Origin of the sequence: Burkholderia sp. BCC1644 (assembly GCF_902833225.1) — a bacterium.
Taxonomy (GTDB): domain Bacteria; phylum Pseudomonadota; class Gammaproteobacteria; order Burkholderiales; family Burkholderiaceae; genus Burkholderia.
Window position 1 is genome coordinate 55,682 of the sequence record NZ_CADFEI010000007.1, and the last position, 16,736, is coordinate 72,417.

Genomic DNA, 16,736 nt, shown 5'->3' on the forward strand with positions numbered 1-16,736 from the left:
TCGGGCCTGTTGCGCGCGGCTGGCAGCGGTGCGCGGGTTTGCCGATAATGGCGCGTTCCGTTCCTGCCTCTTCGCCGATGAAACGACGTGACCTTTTGCCTTGCGCGTCTCTCGCAGCCGCGGTGCTGTGCAACCCGGCGCAGGCCGCCGAATACGCGTGGACCGATGCGGCCGGCGCGCACGCGGTGACGCTGGCCAGAAGCGAATCGGGCGACGACGTCGAGCTGAAGGTGACGGCGACGCTCGACGGCCGGCCCGACTGGACCGTGCGCGACTACGTGAAGGCATGCCCGGTCGACGTGATCCTCGACGTCGTGCCGAAGTCGATCGAAATGCGCGACCTGCTCGGCAACGGCCGCAAGCAGTTCCTGTCCGCGTACAAGATCGGCTGCCGCGGCGATGTCAGTGCCGATCAGGTGAAATACTTCCTGATCGACGCAGGCACGAAGTACGTGCTGCGCGGCGAGGAAACCGTCACGGTCAAGGGCAAGTTCATGGACGGCGGGGCGGCGCCCGTGCCGAATGCGGACCTGAAGGCGCAACCCGCGTTTCTGCGCTACATGACGAGGCACTGGCGCGGGATCAGCGCGCGCGATTACGACCAGGCCGGTATCGGGGCGTGGCGCGCGCAACGCGCCGATTGAAACGGGGTGAGCATGTCGGGCAATAAAAAATTTCAGCAAGACGATAATTAATTATCGTTTTACGATAATTTTCGACGTACAATCGGCGCTCGTTCATTCGTCGTCGAGGAGACGTCATGCATTCCGATCGCATCGCTCGTATCAGCCAGCAGATGGCCACCGTCACGCTGGGGCTCATCGTCGGCATGATGGTGCTCAACGCCGCTTGCTGGCTGTTTCCGTCGTTGAACGCAGCCTCGGGGCCCGGCTTCGTATTCGGTATCTCCAATTCGGTGTTGACCGACCTGCGCGTCGATGTCGCCGCATTCCCGTGGTGGCAGAAGGCGGTCGGCATCCTGCTGTCGAGCGTGCCGCTCGTCGCGCTGGCAAACGGCCTTCGTCATCTGCGCGCGCTGTTCCGCACGTACGCGCGCCGCGACTATTTCTCGGTGCGGGCTGCCGGCTATCTCGGCAAGACGGGGCGCGCGATCGGCCTGTGGGTGCTGCTGAGCGTCGCGTGCGAGCCGTTGCTCACCGTATGGGCGACGATGCGCGAGCCGGTCGGCCAGCGCATGATCAGCATCGGTTTCGGCCTGCCGTACGTCGTCGCGCTGTTCACCGCGGCCTGCATCGCAGTCATTGCGCACATTCTCCGGCAGGCGAGCGCGCTCGACGCCGAACATCGGCAATTCGTCTGAGGCGTGCGATGACGATCGTAGTCAAGCTCGATGTGATGCTCGCGACCCGCAAGGTCCGCTCGAAGGATCTCGCGGCGGCCGTCGGCATCACCGAACAGAACCTGTCGCTGTTGAAGCAGGGGAAGGTGAAGGGCATTCGCTTCGCGACGCTCGAGGCGATCTGCCGCTATCTCGACTGCCAGCCCGGCGATCTGCTCGCGTTCAGCGACGATGGCGGCGGCGAGCCGGACTGACCGGCTCGTCGATGCGGTGCGGGCGGCGTGCGCGGAATCCGTCAGCCGCCCGCACCGGCACGTGTTCAGCGTGCCGGCACAAGGTGCGCCATTGCCTCGCGCACGAAACCGATCAGCGTCTCGTCGGTCCACGAATCCTTCGTCAGCGCGGGCTCGTTCATCAGCGCCGCGCGGAATTTCGCATGCGTGGCCGGATCGTGGCCCGCATAGCTGCAGAACAGCTCGAGCCAGCGCTGCGCGAGCGCGCGGCCTTGCGGCGAATCGGCTTTCACACCGGTGTCGAGCGCGTCGCGCACGTCGCCCATCAGCTGCGGCCATTCCATCGCGCGTTCGCCGTAGTGCGCGCGCATGAAACGGATCTCGTCCGGGGCAAGATACTTCTCGAAGATCCGCATCTTCGTTTCCGACGACGCGCGCAGCACATAGTCGCGAAGCGCGGTCGAAATGCCGATCTTCGACTGCATCGCCGGTTCGTGCTGATGCATCAGGTTCAGCTTCGCCAGCAGCCGCGGATCGTTGTTCGTGTCGCGCACGAGCAGCGCCATCCAGCGCGCGGCGAGCGTGCGGGTGCGCTCGTCTTCGGCGGGCACGCCCGCGTCGTGCAGCGCACGGACCTCGCCGACGAGCGCGATCCATTCCGCGTCGCCCGCCTGGCTCTTCCGGTACATCGGCATGCGCGCGAGTTCTTCCTCGGAGAAATATTTGTCGTACACGGTCATCAACTCCAGTGTGGTGAGCCAATCGGCCAGTTCCGGCTCCGTGCCCGCCGCGAGCTGCGCATGCAGGGTCACGAGCCGCTCGCGCAGCTGCGCGGTCTGCGCAAGCTGACGGTCGAGCAGCGCGATCTGCTTCGCGACGAGCTCGACGAGCGGGGTGCCAGGCTGGTTCAGGTGGTCGCCGATTTCGGTGAGCGACAGGCCGAAGCGACGCAACGCCTGGATCTGGTGGAGCCGGGCGATGTCGTGGCGGTCGTACAGCCGGTAGCCGTTGTCGGCGCGCGCCGAAGGCGTCAGCAAACCGATCGCGTGATAGTGATGAAGCGTGCGGACGGTCAGCCCGCTGCGTTTCGCCAGTTCTCCCACTTTCAGTCGCATTCGTTCCTCCGTTCGGTACGCACACTGGAGTCTCGAACGTTACGCTACGTGAGGGTCAAGCGGAAGTTCGTCGATCGGGCGCGCGCAGGGGTGCCGCACGCGCCCGGTCGACGGGCCGGCTCATTGCGGCGAAGGCGCGGTGTCGGGCGTGGCGGCGCGTGCTTCGTGGGCGGCTGCACTGTCGCCGGCCGAGTGGCTGGCTTGGCCGGTTTTATCGGCTTTGCCGTCGTTGCCGGTCGGCGGCGTGCCCATTGCCTGGTAAAGTCGTGCGGTATCGGCGAACCGTGCGCCGGTCGCGCGGATCTCGTCGAGCCGCGCATTGCGGTACTGCAGCTCGCTCGCGCGCGCGGCCGACGGCGGCAACGCGCCGAGCCGCACGCGGGCGGCCGCGTCGTCGTATGCGCCGCGCGCGGAAAGCGCGGCACGCGACGACGCATCGAGTGCTTCCGCATCGTGTTCGAGCGCCGCGAGCGAATCGGCGACGTTCTGGAACGCGCCGAGCACGGCCTGCTTGTATTGGTCGACCGCGGCCTCGTAGGTCGCCTTCGCCGCGCGGCGCTGCGCGAGCAGCGCGCCGCCGTGGAAGATCGGCTGGCTCAGCGACGCGCCGACGTTCCAGATCGCGCCGGCGCCCGACAGCATCGTCGGCCAGCTGAAGCCGCCTTGTCCCATCGCCGCCGACAGCGACAGCTGCGGGAACATCTGCGCGGTCGCGAGGCCCACTTCGGCCGCCGCTGCCTTCAGCCCCGCATCGGCCGCCTGGATGTCCGGGCGGCTTTTCAGCAGGTCCGACGGCACGACGACGGGCACCTGTTCGGGCAGGTGCAGGTCGGCGAGCGTGAGATCGGCCGGCGGCCGGTCGGGCGTGCGGCCGACCAGCACCGCGAGCGCGTGGCGCGCCGAGTCGCGCTGCTGGCGCAGCGCGGGCAGGCTCGCCGCGAACGTATCGGCGCTTTGCCGCGCGTTCAGCGCGTCGCTGCGCGATGCCGAACCGAGCGCGTAGCGGCGTTCGGCGTCGTGCGCCTGGTCGTTCGCGAGCGCGACGAGCCGCTCGGTCGTGTTGATCTGGGCATTGAGCACCGACACCGTGATCGACGCGGTGACGATATTGGCGGCCAGCGCGCGCCGCGCGGATTCGAGCTGGAACGCGCTGACGTCGACGCGTTTCGCGAGCGCGCGGTTCGCGAAGCGCGACACGCCGAACAGGTCGACCGTATAGCTCGCCTGCAGTTGCCCGACGAAGGTGTCGTACAGCAGCGTCGGCGCGCCGAGCGCGGGAATCGGTACGCCGAGCGCGCGCTGGCGCGTGGCCTGGCCGCCCGCGTCGATCGACGGCAGCATCGAGCTGCCGATCTGTCCGCGCAACTGTTCGCGCGCCGCATCCAGCGAATGCGACGCCGCGCTGAGCGTCGGGCTGTTGCGCAGCCCTTCGTCGACGAGCCCGTTCAGCGCATCGGAGCGGTACTGTTTCCACCAGTCGGGCACCGGCTGCGCGCCGACTTCGAATTGCTGCGCGACGCCTTGCGCGGCTACGGTCTGCTGCACTTGCGGCACGGTGCCGTAGTGCGCGGGTGACGGCATCGCGGGCGGCTCGCCGCTCGGCGCGAACCACGAACAGCCCGCGAGCGGGCCGGCGAGGCTCGCCACCGCGAGCGCCCGCACGGCTTTCGTTTTCAGGGTCATCGATCGATCCATGGTCAGGCTCCCGACGGCGCGGCCGGCGTGCTGCCGCCTGGCGGCGGGCCATCCTGCGGGTCGCGTTCGTCGCGCTTCACGCGGAACCACGTCGCATACAGCGCGGGCAGGTAGAACAGCGTCAGCACGGTCGCGCTCGTGATGCCGCCCATCAGCGCGGTCGCCATCGGCCCGAAGAAGTTCGAGCGCAGCAGCGGGATCAGCGCGAGCACGGCGGCCGCGGCCGTCAGCGTGATCGGGCGGAAGCGCCGCACGGTCGCGCCGATGATCGCGTCGATGCGGCCGTGGCCGGCCGCGATGTCCTGCTCGATCTGGTCGACCAGGATCACCGAGTTGCGCATGATGATCCCGAACATCGCGATCACGCCGAGCATCGCGACGAAGCCGAACGGCTGGCCGAACAGCAGCAGCGTCGCGACCACGCCGATCAGCCCGAGCGGCGCGGTCAGCACGACCATCAGCACGCGCGAGAAGCTCTGCAGCTGGATCATCAGCAGCGTGAACACGGCGATCGCCATCAGCGGCATCTGCGCGTTGATCGACTTCTGCGCCTTCGCGCTTTCCTCGACCGAGCCGCCGATGTTGATCTGATAGCCGACCGGCAGCTGCGCGCGCAGCGCATTCAGCTTCGCGTCGACCGCATGCGTGACGTCGATGCCCTGTGCGCCGGCGCGCACGTCCGACTGCACGGTGATGGTCGGCTGGCGGTCGCGCTCCCACACGACGCCGTATTCGAGCGTCGGCTTGAAGCGGCCGAGCGAGCCGAGCGGCACGGGGCCGTTCGGCGTCGGCAGTGCGAGGCCGGCGAGCTTCGCGGGGTCGACGCGATCGGCCTTCGGCGCGCGCAGGTCGACCGCGATCAGCTTGTCGCGCTCGCGATACTGCGTGACGGTCGTGCCGGACAGCGTCATCGCGAGGAAGCTCGACACGTCCTGCGACGTGACGTTCAGCTCGCGCGCCTTCTTCTGGTCGATCTCGAAGCGCACCGAGCGCTCGGCCGGCTCGTCCCAGTCGAACTGCACGTTGACCGTGCGCGCGTCGCCGCGCATCGTCGCCGCGACTTTCTCGGCAATCGAGCGGACCGTCGCGATGCTGTCGCCGCTCACGCGGAACTGCACGGGATAACCGACCGGCGGGCCGTTCTCGAGCCGCGACAGGCGCCAGCGCACGGCCGGGAACTGGTCGCGCAGCGTGGTTTCGAGCCAGGTCGCGAGCTTCTCGCGATCCTCGACCGATTTCGCGGTGATCACGAACTGCGCGAAGTTCGGCAGTTGCAGCTGCTGGTCGAGCGGCAGGTAGAAGCGCGGCGCGCCGCTGCCGACGAAGTTCACCGAATGGTCGATCTCGGGGCGCTTGTCGATCACTTTCTCGAGGCGCTCGGTCTCGCGCAGCGTCGCCGCGAACGACGCGCCTTCGGGCAACCGCAGGTCGACCAGCAGCTCGGGCCGGTCGGAACTCGGGAAGAACTGCTGCGGCACCAGCGAGAAGCCCATCAGCGACACGACGAAGAGGGCGCCCGTGATCAGCAGCACGACGAAGCGCTGCTCGATGCACCAGTCGATCCAGCCGCGCAGCCGCCGGTAGAAGCGCGTGTCGTAGATGTCGTGCTCGTGGTCGTCCGGCAGGTGCGCCTCGTGCGCGTGCCGCTTGCGCTCGGGCAGCATGTGATAGCCGAGCAACGGGATCAGCACCACGGCCGCGAACCACGACGCAATCAGCGCGATCGCCGACACCTCGAAGATCGAGCGCGTGTATTCGCCGGTGCTCGATTTCGCGAGCGCGATCGGCAGGAAGCCCGACACGGTGACGAGCGTGCCGGTCAGCATCGGGAACGCGGTGCTCGTATAGGCGAACGCGGCGGCGCGCGCGCGGGTGTAACCCTGTTCGAGCTTCACGGCCATCATCTCGACCGCGATGATCGCGTCGTCGACGAGCAGCCCGAGCGCGAGCACGAGAGTGCCGAGCGACACCTTGTGCAGCCCGATGTCGAACATGTACATGAAGAGGGCCGTTACCGCGAGCACGACCGGAATCGAGATCACGACGACCATCCCGGTGCGCAGGCCGAGCGACACGAGGCTCACGACCAGCACGATCGCGACGGCTTCGGCGACGGCTTCGAGGAAGTCGTCGACCGAATGCGCGACCGCGTGCGGCATGCTCGACACCTCGACCAGCTTGAGGCCGGCCGGCAGTTGTGCCTGCAGGTCCTTCGATTCGGCGTCGAGCGCCTTGCCGAGCCGGATCACGTCGCCGCCCGGCTGCATCGTGACGCCGATGCCGAGCACGGCACGGCCGCTTGCGCGCATCTGCGTGACGGCCGGGTCGTCGTAGCCGCGCTTGACGGTCGCGAGATCGCCGAGGCGGAACGTGCGGCCGTTGATGCGGATCACCGTATCGGCGATCGCGTCGACGTTGTCGAACTGGCCGCTCGGCCGCACGAACACGCGATCGTCGGCGGTCGTCAGCACGCCGGCCGAGGAGATGTCGTTCTGCGCGTTGATCGCCTGCCCGAGCTGCTGCGGCGAAATGCCGAGGCGTGTGAGCTGCGCGTTGTTCACCTCGATGAAGATCCGCTGGTCGGGGTCGCCGAAGTAGTCGACCTTGCCGACGCCCGGCACGCGCAGCAGCACGGTGCGCAATTGATCGGCGTAGTCGTGCAGTTGCGCGGGCGTGAAGCCGTCGCCTTCGAGCGTCCAGATGTTGGTGTAGACGTCGCCGAATTCGTCGTTGAAGAACGGGCCCTGCACGCCGGGCGGCAACGTATAGCCGATGTCGCCGACTTTCTTGCGGATCTGATACCAGGTCTCGGGCACGTCCTTCACCGGCGCCGAATCCTTCATCGTGAAGAAGATCAGCGATTCGCCGGGGCGCGAATAGCTGCGCAGAAAATCGATGGCCGGCGTTTCCTGCAGCTTGCGGCCGATCCGGTCGGTCACCTGTTCCTGCACCTGCCGCGCGCTCGCGCCGGGCCAGAAGGTGCGGATCACCATCACGCGGAACGTGAACGGCGGGTCTTCGGACTGCGCGAGGCGCGTGTAGGCAAGGATGCCCGCGAGCGTCGCGAGCGCGATCAGGTAGACGACGAGCGCCTGGTGGCGCAACGCCCACGCCGACAGGTTGAACCGGCCTTCTTCGTGCGGAGTACTCACGATGCGAAGTCCTCCGGATGCAGCGGCGCGATCGGGCGCACCTTCTCGCCCGCGCTGACCGTATGCACGCCCTGCAGCACGACGCGCTCGCCCGGCTGCAGCCCGTGCGACACGGTCACCGTGCGCTCGTTGAAGCGCGCGACCTCGACGCGGCGCAATTCGAGCGTGTCGTCCTTCGTGCGCACGACCCACACGGCCGGTTGCGCGCCGTCGTGGAACAGCGCGGTCGCGGGCAGCGTGACCGGCTGTGCGTCGCCGGAGGCCGGCGCGCCGTCGAGCGCGACGTTCGCGGTCATCCCGAGCCGGATGGCCGGGTCGGGTGTCGCGAGCGTCAGCTTCACGCGATAGGTGCGGCTTTGCGGATCGGCGGCCGGCGCGATTTCGCGCACCTTCGCCGCGAACTGGCGGCCCGGCAGCGACGGCAGCGTGACGGTCGCCGCATGGCCGGGCGCGAGCGACGCGAGCGCAGCCTCGGGCACGTCGCTGACGACGTCGACATCGCCCGACCACGCGAGCTGGAAGACGGGCTGGCCGGCCGTCACGTTCTGGCCGGTATCGGCCTGTTCGGCGGTGATGTAGCCCGCATGGTCGGCGACGAGCGTCGCGTAGCGGAGCTGGTTCTTCGCGAGCGCGAGCTGCTGCTGCGCCTGGTCGCGTTGCGCGAGCGCCGACGTATAGCTGTTCTGGGTCTGTTCGAGCTGCGCGGTCGCGATCAGGTTTTCTTGCGCCTGCGCGCGATCGCGGTCGAGCTGCTGCTTCGCGAACGCGAGGCTGTGCGTTGCGGCATCGAGCTGCGCCTGTGCGCTCGCGGCGTTTTTCTCGACGTCGGACGGATCGAGCAGCGCGACGACCTGGCCGACCTTGACGGTGTCGCCGAGGCGCACCTTGCGCTCGATGATCTTGCCGGCGATGCGGAACGACAGCGGGGTGGCGTAGCGCGGCTGGATGTCGCCGGGCAGCGTGCGCGCGGCCGCGGCGGAGTCGGCCTGCGCGGGCAGCGCGACGACGGGGCGCGGGGCGGGCGGCGCGGATTCTTTCGGGTGGCAGGCGGCAAGGACGAGCGCGGCGCCGATCAGCAGCGCGGCGCGGGAACCGGAGCGATTCACGAAACCCCCAGGTGAGGTGGAGCGGAACGAAGCCGGCAAGCGCGGCGGGCGCTTGCCCCTAGCAGCGCCGGCATGGGCGCGCGAACAACATATTCGGAAACTGTGGCGCATTCTAATACACACCTGTATCTGAATGCAAAGATGAATCCGAAAGGGAAAGGGTGCTAGACTGCGCGCCATGAAACCACAGCGCTTAACTCGCGAGCAGAGCAGGGACCAGACGCGCGAACGTCTGCTGAAAGCCGCGCATCGCATTTTTCTGAAGAAAGGCTATGTGGCCGCGAGCGTCGAGGACATCGCGGCGGCGGCCGGCTATACGCGCGGCGCGTTCTATTCGAACTTCCGCAGCAAGTCCGACCTGCTGCTGGAATTGCTGGAGCGCGATCACGCGGAGGTGCGGGCCGACTTCGAGGCGATTTTCGAAGGCGGCGGATCGCGCGAGCAGATGGAGTCGATGTCGCTCGCGTATTACCGCACGCTGTTTCGCGACGACGAATACTCGCTGCTGTGGGGCGAGGCGAAGCTGCAGGCGGCGCGCGACGCGAAGTTCCGCGTGCGCTTCAACCAGTTCCTGCACGGCAAACGCGTGCAGATGGCCGAGTTCATCCAGCGCTTCGCCGAGCGCGCCGGTACGCCGCTGCTGCTGCCGGCCGACACGCTCGCGTTCGGGCTGATGTGCCTGTGCGACGGCGTGCAGTCGTACTACACGGCCGATCCGCAGCACGTATCGGCCGACGTGGCCGAATCGGTGCTGGCGGGATTCTTCGCGCGGGTCGTGCTGGGGCGCACGCCGGACTGACCGGCGCGGGCGATGCGGCGGCGCGGGTCAGCGCTCGCCGGTCATCCTGCGGTACGCGTCGAGCAGCGAGGTCTTGTAGACGACCCCCGCGAGCGTCGGCTCGGCTTCGCTTTCGATCACCGGCAGCCGTTCGCCCTGGAACGCCATGAAGCGTTCGAGCGCGGTGGCGAGCGGCATGTCGGGCGTGAGGAGCGGAAACGGCGTGTGCGCGTAGTGCGCGGCCGTCTTGTCGGTCGTGTCGCGCTTGTCGAGCAGGTCCGACGTGATGTCCTTCAGCGCGACCGCGCCGCGAAACCGCCCGGCATCGTCCGTCACGTACAGGTACTTCACCGGATATTCGAGGAACACGCGCGTCATGTCGGCGACGCTCGCCGTGAGCGGCACGACCGTCTGCGCGGGCTGGATCAGCTCGCGCATCTGCGTGGTGCGCAGCCGCAGCCGCTCCTGCGCATCCTGCTGGTGGTGCTGCGTGATCTCGTACATCGACGTCGTGCCCGTCGCACGCGCGACGAAATACGCGAACACGCACGACACCAGCAGCGGCAGCACGACCTGATAGCTCAGCGTCATCTCGAAGATCATCAGGATCGCCATCAGCGGCGCCTGCGTGGCGCCCGCCATGAACGCGCCCATCCCGACGATCGCGTAAGCGAAATAGGCCGACGTATGGCCGGGCCACACGGCTTCCATTGCAAGACCGAACAGCGAGCCGAACACCGCGCCGACGAACAGCGTCGGCGTGAACACGCCGCCGATCGCGCCCGAGCCGACCGTGGCGGAGGTTGCGATCACCTTGAACACGAGCACCGCGACGAGCGCCTGCCAGGTCCACGGCGAATGCAGGATGTGGTTCACGACGCTGTAGCCGTTGCCCCATACGTCCGGAATCCAGATCGAGATCACGCCGACGGCGAGGCCGCCGAGCGCGAGCCGCACCGGCAGCGGCACCGGCAGCCGCTTGAACTGGTTCTTCGACGCGTCGAGCAGGTGCAGGAACTGCGGCGCGAGTACGCCGCACAGCGCGCCGAGCACGACGAACAGCAGGACCTCGGGGCCCGTGACGGCCGGAAACACCGGCATCTCGTACGGCGGCTTGTAGCCGGCGAACTCGCGCATCACGATGTTCGCGACGACCGACGCGACGACCATCGGCCCGAAGCTTTCCATCGCGATCGTGCCGAGCACGATTTCCGACACGAAGAACGCGCCGGCGATCGGCGCGTTGTACGCGGACGTGATGCCGGCGGCCGCCCCGCAGGCGACCAGCAGGCGCAGGCGCGGCGGGTCGAAGTGCACGAAGCGGCCGACGAGCGACGCGGCGAGCGCCGCGAGCTGCACCATCGGGCCCTCGCGGCCGATCGAGCCGCCGCTGCCGATCGTCAGCAGCGACGACACGCTGCGCCACAGGCTCTGCCGCACGGGGACGACGCCGTTGCCGAGCGCGACCGATTCCATGTAGTCGGTCTTGCCGGCCTGCTTGTCGCCGCGCGTCGCGAGCAGCAGCACGCAGCCGGCGAGGAAGCCGCCCGCGGCCGGCATCCAGAACCGCACGTACCACGGCAGGCGCTTCGCCATCTGCACGAAGCTGCCGCTTTGCCCGGAGATCAGGTGCTGCATCAGGTCGATGCCTTCGCGGAACGCCATCGTGGCAAAGGCGCCGCCGACGCCGACGATGGCCGACCAGATCAGCATCGTATGGGCGTCCGACAGGCGGAACAGCTTTTGGGCGCGAGTGCGCAGCTTCAGCAGGAACGAGAGCACGGCTGAAAGAGGGCGATGGAAAACGACGCGAAGCATAGCACTGCGCCGCGTCCGCGGGACCATCCCGTCGGGCGCGGCGCGCGAAGTGTCACGGGCGGGCAACTCAGCCAAGCCAATGCTGGACGCCCCAGGTGATCCCGTAGCCGCCGACGATCAGCCACACGTACAGGATCAGGCCGGTCATCAGCGCCCGCGGGCCGGCGGCGCGGATCTGCGCGACGCGGGTTTCGATGCCGAGCGCGGTCATCGCCATCGTCAGCGCGAAGGTATCGAGCACGTTCAGCGTATGCGTGACGTCCGTCGGCAGCACGTTCAGCGAATTGACGATCACGAAGCCGAGGAAGCCGAGCGCGAACCAGGGCACCGCCACCTTGCGCTTGCCTTGCGCGCCGCCGGCCGTTGCGCGGGCCGAGCGGGCGAGCCACCAGCCGAGCACCAGCAGCACGGGGACCAGCAGCATCACGCGCGTCATCTTCACGATCGTCGCGACGTGTGCGACCTGCGGGCTGATGTCGCTCGCCGCGCCGACCACCTGCGCGACTTCATGGATCGTGCCGCCGAAGAAGAGCCCGAGGCCGGCCGGATCGAGGTTCAGCAGCCCGGCGTGATACGCGATCGGGTACAGGAACATCGACAGCGTGCCGAACAGCACGACGCTGCCCACGGCCATCGCGCTCTGGTGCGGCTTCGACTGCAGCGTCGACTCGAACGCGAGCACGGCGGCCGCGCCGCAGATCGCGCTGCCGGCAGCGGTCAGCAGCGCGGAATCGCGGTCGAGCTTCATGATTTTCATGCCGGCCCAGGTGCCGATCACGAGCGTGCTGACGACGACCAGCACCGACACCGTGAGGCCCGGCAGGCCGACCTGCGCGATTTCCTGCAGGCTCACGCGCAACCCGAAGAATGCGACCGCGATGCGCAGCAGCTTGCGCGCGGAGAAGTTGACGCCGGCCGCCCAGCTGGCCGGCATGCCGTCGCGCAACGCGTTGCCGTACAGCGCGCCGGCGACGATGCCGACGATCAGCGGCGACAGGCCGAGCCCCGCGATCGCGGGAAGCTGGGACAGGCTCGTGACGGCGGCGGCGAACAGCGCGACGAACAGCACGCCGTTCAACTGGCCGCGCATCGACGGCGCGGCTTGGCTGAGATGGGGAGTCGGAGCAGTGGACATGGAAGCACCGTGATGGAACGTGTTGCGATGCTGTAATCCTAATTTCGTTATATCGATATGAAAAATTGTGATTTGTGACGTAAACTATCCGGAAATCCGATAATTTATCCCCATGACCCCGGATCAACTGATAACGTTCGCCGCCGTCGCCGAACACCTGAACATCAGCCACGCCGCCGTGGCGCTGCATCTGTCGCAGCCGGCCGTATCGGGCCAGTTGCGGCTGCTGCAGGACGAGTTCGGCGAGCCGCTGTACCAGCGCGACGGCCGCGGCATCCGCCTGACGCCGGTCGGCGAGCAGCTCGCGCAGTACGCGAAGGCGCAGCGCGACACGTTCGCGCAGGCGCGTGCGTTTCGCGACGCGGTGCGCGGCCTCGAGGCCGGCACGCTGCGCATCGGCGCGAGCACGACGCCCGCGAGCTACCTGCTGCCTTACCTGATCGCGGCGTTCCAGCCGCTCGCGCCGCGCGTGACGATCCAGACGATGAGCGGCAATACGGCCGACGTGGTGGCCGCGCTGGCGTCGCTCGACATCGCGCTGATCGAGGGGCCGCCCGGCGAGGCGTTGCCGCCCGGCACGGCCGTCCATGCGTGGCACGAGGACGAGATCGTCGCGATCGTGCCGGCCGGCCATCCGCTGGCCGCGCCCGGCTACGACGCGGGGGTGACGCTCGACGCGCTCGCCGCGCACCCGCTCGTGTTGCGCGAGGAGGGCTCCGCCGTGCGGCAGCTCGTCGAGCGCGCGTTCGCGCAGGGCGGCGCGCCGATGCGCGTCGCGTTCGAGATCGCCGGTGTCGAGGCCGTGAAGGAGGCCGTGCGCGCCGGGATGGGCGTCGGGTTCGTGTCCGCGATGTCGCTGCGTCACCAGGATGCGGCGCTCGTGCTGCGCTCGCTCGCGCCGGCGCCGCTCACACGACATTTCTCCATTCTGGTGCCGCACGGCGGCGCGCCGTCGCGCGTGGCCGCCCAATTCCTCGACATGAGTCTCGCGCAGGACCTCGCCTGAGCGGCTGACGCCGCCCCGGGAACACGCGTTGCGCGCCGTCGGGCGAATACCTGCGTCGCGCACTATCTTAGGGATTTCCTCTATGGCGTGGGCCTGACACGAGGCGCACCATCCGTCTCAAGCAAATGGAACCGGTTCCATTCCGGTTAAAAAGGGCAAAATGGCAGACATCGTGATCGTGGCGAGCGCATTCGGGATGGACCGCGTGCGTCAGGAGGGCCACAGCGCATTCGTCGCGACCGTGGCGGCATCCGGTGCGACCGGTTTCGAGGTGCGGCGTGAACTGTTCGCGTCGGACGACGACGCGGCCCCCGGCGCGCTGGCCGCGCTCGGCGCGCAGATCGCCGGCCACGGGTTGTGGTCGGTCTACTCGACGCCGGCCATGCTGTACACGGAAACGGGCGCGCTCGACGCAGATGCGTTGCGCGACGCGCTCGCGGAAGCCGACGCACTCGGCGCGCGCTTCGTGAAATTCCAGCTCGGCGGCTTTGCCGGCGATGCGCACGCGGCCGACATCGTCGCGCTGTCGTGCGTCGCGAAGGCCCGCGTGGTGGTCGAGAACGGCCAGCTTCCGGTCGGCGGCGCGCTCGCGCAGTTTCGCGGGCTGTTCGACGCGCTGGCCGCGGCCGGCCTGCGCGATGCGCTCGGGATGACGTTCGACATCGGCAACTGGCAGTGGCCGGGCGAAGCGCCGCTCGATTGCGCGCAGGTGCTCGCGCCGCATGTGGAATACATTCATTGCAAGGCCGTCGAAGGCGAGGGCGCGCGCCGTTTCGCGGCCGCGCCGGCGCCGGACGACGCGCTCGTGACCGGCGTGCTCGCGGCGCTGCCGCCGTACGCGCCGCGCGGCATCGAGTTTCCGTTCGACGCGGCCGACCTGGCGGGCGACGCATGCCGCCGTGTCGCGTGGCTTGCGACCGCGTGACGGCAGAAGGATCCCGAGGAGTTCATTCATGAAAGCAGCACTCGATGTCGTGACCTACGGCGAAGCGATGGCGATGTTCGTCGCGACCGAGCCCGGCCATCTCGCGCACGCGGGGCAATTCACGAAGCGGATCGCGGGCGCCGACCTGAACGTCGCGATCGGCCTGTCGCGGCTCGGTTTCCGGGTCGGCTGGATGAGCCGCGTCGGCCGCGATTCGTTCGGCGGCTACGTGCTCGACACGCTGGCGCGCGAAGGCATCGACGCATCGTGCGTGACCGTCGATCCGCGTTACCCGACCGGTTTCCAGCTGAAGTCGCGCAACGACGACGGCAGCGATCCGACCGTCGAATACTTCCGCAAGGGCTCGGCCGCGAGCCACCTGTCGTGCGACGACTACGTGGCCGACTACGTGCTCGGCGCGCGCCACCTGCACCTGACGGGCGTCGCGCCGGCGATTTCCGCGACGTCGTGCGAGCTGGCGTTCCTGCTCGCGCGCGAGATGCGCGCGGCCGGCAAGACGATCTCGTTCGACCCCAACCTGCGCCCGACGCTGTGGCCGTCCGCCGACGTGATGGCGAAGACGCTGAACGCGCTCGCGACGCTCGCCGACTGGGTGCTGCCGGGCCTCGCCGAAGGGCGGCAGCTCACCGGGCACGACACGCCGGCCGACATCGCGGGCTTCTATCTCGCACAGGGCGCGCGCGGCGTCGTGATCAAGCTCGGCGCGGAAGGCGCGTATTTCCGCACGGCCGACGGCTGCGAGGGCACGGTCGTGGGCGAGCGTGTCGAGCGGGTGGTCGACACGGTCGGCGCCGGCGACGGTTTCGCGGTCGGCGTGGTCAGCGCATTGCTGGAAGGCCGGAGCGTCGAGCAGGCCGTCGCGCGCGGCAACCGGATCGGCGCGCTCGCGATCCAGGTGATCGGCGATTCGGAAGGGCTGCCGACGCGTGAAGCGCTCGACCGGCTCGAAAATGTCAGCAATCGCGCCGATCGCTTAGAGGAAACCGTCACCGCGCAATGAGAGGCCGGACACGGCACAATCCGCGGATTCATTTCGTGCGCGACGCACACGTAGTTTTGTTCGAGGCCGGACCCAGCGCCGACGCGCGAGGCCCGGCCGACTCCCTAAAGGATGGGGCCGTGCCGGGCGCTGAAGCGCCACGTCCGGCCGGCATACGGAGACACTCTCATGGCAGCCAATCTTGCAGCCCGACGCTGGTGGACGATCATGCCGATCGTCTTCATCACGTACAGCCTCGCTTACCTCGATCGCGCGAACTACGGGTTCGCGGCGGCGGCCGGCATCAACCAGGACCTCGGGATCAGCAAGGGCCTGTCGTCGCTGATCGGTGCGCTGTTCTTCCTCGGTTACTTCTTCTTCCAGATCCCCGGTGCGATCTATGCGGAACGCCGCAGCGTGAAGAAGCTCGTGTTCGTCAGCCTGATCCTGTGGGGCGGCTGCGCGGCGCTCACGGGCGTGGTCAGCAACATCCCGTCGCTGATGGCGATCCGCTTCGTGCTCGGCGTGGTCGAGGCGGCCGTGATGCCGGCGATGCTGATCTACATCAGCAACTGGTTCACGAAGAACGAGCGCTCGCGCGCGAACACGTTCCTGATCCTCGGCAACCCGGTCACGGTTCTGTGGATGTCGATCGTGTCGGGTTATCTCGTGCATGAATTCGGCTGGCGCCACATGTTCATCGCCGAAGGCGTGCCGGCCGTCATCTGGGCCGTGTGCTGGTGGTTCCTCGTGCAGGACAAGCCGGCCGATTCGCCGTGGCTCACCGCGCAGGAAAAACGCGACCTCGACGCCGCGCTCGTCGCCGAGCAGGCAGCAATCAAGCCCGTGCGCAACTATGGCGAGGCATTCCGCTCGCCGGCCGTGATCAAGCTGTGCGCGCAGTATTTCTGCTGGAGCATCGGCGTGTACGGCTTCGTGCTGTGGCTGCCGTCGATCGTCAAGAACGGTTCCGACCTCGGGATGGTCGCGACCGGCTGGCTGTCCGCGCTGCCGTATCTCGCGGCGACGATCGCGATGATCGCGGCATCGTGGGCGTCCGACAAGGTCGGCTCGCGCCGCGGCTTCGTGTGGCCGTTCCTGCTGATCGGCGCGGCCGCGTTCGCCGCGTCGTACGCGCTCGGCTCGTCGCATTTCTGGATCTCGTATGCGCTGCTGGTCGTCGCGGGCGCCGCGATGTATGCGCCGTACGGCCCGTTCTTCGCGATCGTGCCGGAACTGCTGCCGAAGAACGTCGCCGGCGGCGCAATGGCGCTGATCAACAGCATGGGCGCGCTCGGCTCGTTCGTCGGCTCGTACTTCGTCGGTTACCTGAACGGTGCGACCGGGTCGCCCGTCGCGTCGTATGCATTCATGAGCGCCGCGCTCGTTGCCGCGGTGATCCTCACGCTGTCCGTCAAACCCCAGGCGCGCGATGCGCATCCGCTCGCCGCGCCGCTGCAAGGAAAATGAAAC

Annotated in this window: 14 protein-coding genes; 8 read left to right on the forward strand and 6 right to left on the reverse strand. The window is 68.3% G+C overall.

Annotated features, from left to right (window positions below):
• Positions 1–77: 77 nt before the first annotated feature.
• The 3 genes from HWX87_RS15400 (at position 78) to HWX87_RS15410 (ending at position 1,554) form a co-directional block, all read left to right on the forward strand.
• The gene (locus tag HWX87_RS15400; RefSeq protein WP_176047916.1) at positions 78–644 is read left to right on the forward strand and encodes a DUF4124 domain-containing protein; all 567 of its coding nucleotides are present in this window, start codon (positions 78–80) and stop codon (positions 642–644) included.
• Positions 645–760: 116 nt separating this feature from the next.
• Positions 761–1,321: a DUF2975 domain-containing protein gene (locus HWX87_RS15405; RefSeq protein WP_176047917.1), complete on the forward strand. Its 561-nt coding sequence runs from the start codon at positions 761–763 to the stop codon at positions 1,319–1,321.
• 8 nt (positions 1,322–1,329) lie between these two features.
• On the forward strand, positions 1,330–1,554 hold the full coding sequence (locus HWX87_RS15410) for a helix-turn-helix transcriptional regulator (protein WP_006488139.1): 225 nt from the start codon (positions 1,330–1,332) through the stop codon (positions 1,552–1,554).
• Between the two features lie 65 nt (positions 1,555–1,619).
• On the opposite strand, the gene HWX87_RS15415 is transcribed toward HWX87_RS15410, so the two are convergent.
• The 4 genes from HWX87_RS15415 to HWX87_RS15430 form a co-directional block, all read right to left on the reverse strand.
• Entirely contained in the window at positions 1,620–2,648 is a 1,029-nt protein-coding gene (locus tag HWX87_RS15415) for a MerR family transcriptional regulator (protein ID WP_176047918.1), read from the reverse strand.
• 120 nt (positions 2,649–2,768) lie between these two features.
• Positions 2,769–4,343, reverse strand: coding sequence for an efflux transporter outer membrane subunit (locus HWX87_RS15420; protein ID WP_176047919.1), 1,575 nt, complete (start codon positions 4,341–4,343; stop codon positions 2,769–2,771).
• Between the two features lie 2 nt (positions 4,344–4,345).
• Complete coding sequence (locus tag HWX87_RS15425; RefSeq protein WP_176047920.1) at positions 4,346–7,495, reverse strand: efflux RND transporter permease subunit; 3,150 nt, start codon at positions 7,493–7,495, stop codon at positions 4,346–4,348.
• Complete coding sequence (locus HWX87_RS15430; RefSeq protein ID WP_176047921.1) at positions 7,492–8,601, reverse strand: efflux RND transporter periplasmic adaptor subunit; 1,110 nt, start codon at positions 8,599–8,601, stop codon at positions 7,492–7,494. The genes HWX87_RS15425 and HWX87_RS15430 overlap by 4 nt, the downstream gene beginning before the upstream one ends.
• A 178-nt stretch (positions 8,602–8,779) precedes the next feature.
• On the opposite strand from HWX87_RS15430, the gene HWX87_RS15435 reads away from it, so the two are divergent.
• A complete protein-coding gene (locus tag HWX87_RS15435; protein WP_176047922.1) occupies positions 8,780–9,400 on the forward strand; it encodes a TetR/AcrR family transcriptional regulator in 621 nt (206 codons plus the stop codon).
• Between the two features lie 27 nt (positions 9,401–9,427).
• Here HWX87_RS15435 and HWX87_RS15440 read toward each other — a convergent pair whose 3' ends face one another.
• Positions 9,428–11,161, reverse strand: coding sequence for a ClcB-like voltage-gated chloride channel protein (locus HWX87_RS15440; RefSeq protein ID WP_208456535.1), 1,734 nt, complete (start codon positions 11,159–11,161; stop codon positions 9,428–9,430).
• A gap of 103 nt (positions 11,162–11,264) precedes the next feature.
• A complete protein-coding gene (locus HWX87_RS15445; RefSeq protein ID WP_176047924.1) occupies positions 11,265–12,332 on the reverse strand; it encodes a YeiH family protein in 1,068 nt (355 codons plus the stop codon).
• Positions 12,333–12,444: 112 nt separating this feature from the next.
• Here HWX87_RS15445 and HWX87_RS15450 point away from each other — a divergent pair, with 112 nt between their 5' ends.
• The 4 genes from HWX87_RS15450 (at position 12,445) to HWX87_RS15465 (ending at position 16,733) form a co-directional block, all read left to right on the forward strand.
• A complete protein-coding gene (locus HWX87_RS15450; RefSeq protein ID WP_176047925.1) occupies positions 12,445–13,338 on the forward strand; it encodes a LysR family transcriptional regulator in 894 nt (297 codons plus the stop codon).
• A gap of 160 nt (positions 13,339–13,498) precedes the next feature.
• Positions 13,499–14,263 carry a sugar phosphate isomerase/epimerase gene (locus tag HWX87_RS15455; protein ID WP_176047926.1) on the forward strand — a complete coding sequence of 255 codons (765 nt, stop codon included), beginning with the start codon at positions 13,499–13,501 and terminating at the stop codon, positions 14,261–14,263.
• A 28-nt stretch (positions 14,264–14,291) separates the two neighbouring features.
• Entirely contained in the window at positions 14,292–15,284 is a 993-nt protein-coding gene (locus HWX87_RS15460; RefSeq protein ID WP_176047927.1) for a sugar kinase, read from the forward strand.
• Positions 15,285–15,452: 168 nt separating this feature from the next.
• Entirely contained in the window at positions 15,453–16,733 is a 1,281-nt protein-coding gene (locus HWX87_RS15465; protein WP_176047928.1) for an MFS transporter, read from the forward strand.
• The last annotated feature ends 3 nt before the right edge of the window (positions 16,734–16,736 follow it).